The organism is Acinetobacter sp. UBA3132 (assembly GCF_002364825.1).
In the GTDB taxonomy this organism is placed as follows: domain Bacteria; phylum Pseudomonadota; class Gammaproteobacteria; order Pseudomonadales; family Moraxellaceae; genus Acinetobacter; species Acinetobacter schindleri.
On sequence record NZ_DEZM01000065.1, the window covers coordinates 1 to 3,886 of the forward strand.

A 3,886-nucleotide genomic window follows, 5' to 3' on the forward strand; every position below is an offset into this window, starting at 1 on the left:
GGAAATTAGAAGTTTGGTAGATCATTCTTTATATCATTTTTCAATTGAGCATATTTGTAGTCATGGTGATCCTGGTCATTCTTATCTAAAGTGAATTCAGAAAATCCCTGTAGTCATCATTATATTTGTAGATGTAGCGCTTTAAATTCTTAGATTCATCATTTTTAAACCAATTCATGCAGATCAGAATCAAGTTCAGCCTTAAATTTTTCGTCTTATGCTAATATGCTGACAGCAATTCTCTGAGGATCACATCTTGCAAAAACGGAAGCTTAAAATTGGAATCGTCGTGGGTGAAGTATCGGGAGATACCTTAGGTGCCAGTCTGATTCGTCGTTTTCGTGAGCAGGGGATTGATGCTGAATTTGAGGGCATAGGTGGTCCACAGATGATTGCAGAAGGTTTTAAAAGCTATTATCCAATGGATATTCTGTCGGTGATGGGTATTGTCGAAGTCTTGAAAGATATCCGTAAGCTGTTTGCTGTACGTGATGGACTGGTGGAGACCTGGACGAAAGACCCAGTCGATGTATTTATCGGCATTGATGCACCAGATTTTAACCTGCGTTTATCCAAGAGCATCAAGCAACGACAGTTGCCGATCAAAACCGTTCAATATGTCAGCCCATCCGTCTGGGCGTGGCGTCAGGGACGTGTACATGGCATTAAAGCCAGTATCGATCTGATACTGTGTTTATTTCCATTTGAAAAAGTCTTTTATCAAAAATGGCAGGTACCCGCTGCATTTGTCGGTCATCCATTAGCGAGTCAATTGCCGATACAGAATCCACTGGCTGAAGCAAAGCAGGAGCTGGGACTCGATCCTGCTCAGAAATATATTGCCTTGCTGCCAGGCAGCCGGCGTGGAGAAATTGAACGTCTTGGGCCATTGGTGCTGGATACTGCACAAATTTTGCAACAAAAACATCCTGAATATATCTTCCTGGTTCCTGCCATCAATGATGCACGTAAGCAGCAAATTCAAGCCTTGCTGCAAACTTATCCGGAAAGTTTACAGGCCCAAATTCGTCTGATGGAAAATACCGGTAGCGATTCTAAAATCGGTCGTCAGGTCATGAATGCAGCAGATATTGTTGCTTTGGCATCGGGAACAGCAACTCTGGAAGCAATGTTGTTACATCGTCCAATGGTGACTTTCTATAAATTACATTGGCTGACTTATCGTATTGTTAAACTTCTGGTGAAAATTCAGTACTATTCATTGCCAAATATTATTGCGGGCAAGAAAGTGATTCAGGAGCTGATTCAATCTGAAGCAACCCCTGAGAATCTTGCTGCCGAAATTGAAGCGTTAATGAATGTTGAAGCAGCACAGATTCAGGTGATGCAGCATCTGACCATGCATAAGCAACTACTTTCAGGGAATAGTGAAGATCCTGTGAGTGCCATTTTAGAACTGGTAAAATAATCTTCTCGCCTATTACTGACCCTGATGCTGCTGACGATACTGGCTAGGAGTAAGTTCAAACTGCTTTTTAAAGCTCTGACTAAATGCAGTTTCTGAAGAATAACCTACGCGATGCGCAATCTGTTGCACGGTCATTAAGCCATCTCTTAAATAACGTGCTGCCAGACGCATCCTGTGCTGTTGCAGATAAGCCAAAGGCGGTTCACCGACCACTTGCGTAAACAATTGTGCAAATTTGGAACGTGACATATGACATTGTTCGGCCAGACTTTCAACGGTCCAGCTCTGTTCTGGCTGGCCATGAATGGCAGCTAAGGCACTGGAAAGTTCAGGATGGCTTAAGGCATTTAACCAGCTGGAGGCATGCCGGGCATTCAAAATATAATCCCGCACACATTCAATAAGTAAAATACTGACCAGATGATCGAGAATACGGTCACGGCCCGGACGTGTATTCTGGGTTTCTAAAGCTAGGAACTGTAATCCGATCTGTAACCATTCCGGGGCTGAATCACTCAAAATATGCTGGATATGCAGATAATCCGGCAAAGAGGTAATTAGCGGTCGCGCCATCTGGATATCCATTTTTGAACGAATCGCCAGAATAAAGTTGCGTTGTAGCTGGACCTGACCGAAATCAATACTTTGCTGGGAATGTGAAGCAAAGAAGCTGTTAATGGGACTACTTTGTGTTAGTTCTTGATCATTTGGACAATGCAGCTGGTGCGCTTTGGCAGATGGAAGCAGAATCAGATCACCCTGCTGTAAGACAATGACATGGTCTGAATCTTCAAAGCTGAGCTGTGCCTGTCCATGCAAAATCACATAGGCCAGCATGGACGGTTCATGTCTGTATAACAGCCGATAAGGATGATGAACATTCAGATAGATATATTCTGATTTGGCTAAATGTATGTCATCAAAAATTTTACTAAGCGCATCCATGCGTGTTCTATTCTGAATTAAAAAGATATTTTTATTTAAATCTGCATGTGAATTGAGGTCAGAAATCGGCTGATCAGGACAAAGACGCTGACATAGCTTTTCTGGACGCTGACAACTGTGCACATGCGCTGAATTATTCAACTATAAGGGCAGGGTAACATAAAACAGGAGGGTCGCAATGAATGCCCCTGCAAAAATCACAAATATTCACCTGGAGCAGGACGCTCAGTTGCTGAAGGGCCGTCAGCTAGATAAAAAACGTTTCGGATGGCTGTTGAGTCCGGGTCTACCAGTTATCGGTATGGGTATTTTGGCCGGCTACCATTTTGGACCGAAAGTCACCAAGAAAGTTTTTGCCTTGGGTGGTCCATTATTACTGCATGTCATCATTCCGACACTAGATGCTCTGATTGGCGAGGATGAAAATAATCCCAGCGATGATCAGATCAAAGCTTTGATCAAAGATCCTTATTATGACCGTATCGTAAAATTGTTTATTCCTTTGCAAATGGCTGCTAATACCTTTGCAGGCTATGTGGTATCACGCCCTAATGTCTCATTGACCGATCAGGTTCTACTCGGGATTTCGATGGGTGCAATTAATGGAGTTGGTGTAAACACCGCCCATGAACTGAGTCACCGCCCGAATAAGTCTGATCACTACTGGTCACATGCCAGCCTGATGCCATTGGCTTATAACCATTTCCGGATTGAACATCCTTATGGACATCATAAACGGGTCGCGACGCCTGAAGATCCCGCCTCATCAAAAATGGGGGAGTCATTTTACAAATTCTGGCCACGTACGGTATTTGGTGGACTTAAATCTGCAATTGAAATTGAAAAACGCCGTTTACAGCGTAAAGGTTTGAGTTTCTTTAGCAAGGAAAATGAATTGTTTCATGGCTGGGGGATGAGTGCTGCTTATCATGCCTTGATGCTGAAAACCTTTGGCAAGAAGATTATTCCATATACGTTAACACAGGCATTTTATGGCATCAGCCTGTTTGAAATTGTCAATTATATTGAACATTATGGTTTGAAGCGTGCTGAAACTGAGAAAAGTAAATACGAGCGTACTTTGCCTGAACACAGCTGGAACAATAATAATATTGTTACCAACCTGTTTCTGTATCAGTTACAACGCCATTCTGATCATCATGCGTTCCCAAGCCGGCCGTTTCAGGCATTGCGAAATTTTGAAGAAGCACCTGTCTTGCCAAGCGGTTATGCGACCATGCTGATTCCAGCTTTGATCCCACCATTGTGGTATAAAATGATGGATAAGCGTGTGTATCAACATTATCAAGGCGACCTGAACAAAGCCAATATCTTGCCAGCTAAACGCAAGCAGATTTTCAGAAAATTTGGCATAAAAGATAATGCAGCTTAACTATTTTCAGTTTCTAATATTTTCCAGTTTTGAATAAAAAATGCGCCTTTCAGGGCGCATTTTTTATTCATTTTCGTTAAATCTTAAAACCATTCTGGCTGCATATTCAGGCAGGTATC

3 protein-coding genes are annotated in these 3,886 nt (G+C 42.5%); 2 read left to right on the forward strand and 1 reads right to left on the reverse strand.

Features of this window, described 5'->3' with window-relative positions:
- Positions 1–256 precede the first annotated feature (256 nt).
- Positions 257–1,429, forward strand: coding sequence for a lipid-A-disaccharide synthase (gene lpxB / locus B4033_RS02950; protein WP_286831975.1), 1,173 nt, complete (start codon positions 257–259; stop codon positions 1,427–1,429).
- A gap of 12 nt (positions 1,430–1,441) precedes the next feature.
- Here lpxB and B4033_RS02955 read toward each other — a convergent pair whose 3' ends face one another.
- Entirely contained in the window at positions 1,442–2,374 is a 933-nt protein-coding gene (locus B4033_RS02955; RefSeq protein WP_286831977.1) for an AraC family transcriptional regulator, read from the reverse strand.
- Between the two features lie 178 nt (positions 2,375–2,552).
- Here B4033_RS02955 and B4033_RS02960 point away from each other — a divergent pair, with 178 nt between their 5' ends.
- Positions 2,553–3,767 carry an alkane 1-monooxygenase gene (locus B4033_RS02960; RefSeq protein WP_286831979.1) on the forward strand — a complete coding sequence of 405 codons (1,215 nt, stop codon included), beginning with the start codon at positions 2,553–2,555 and terminating at the stop codon, positions 3,765–3,767.
- The last annotated feature ends 119 nt before the right edge of the window (positions 3,768–3,886 follow it).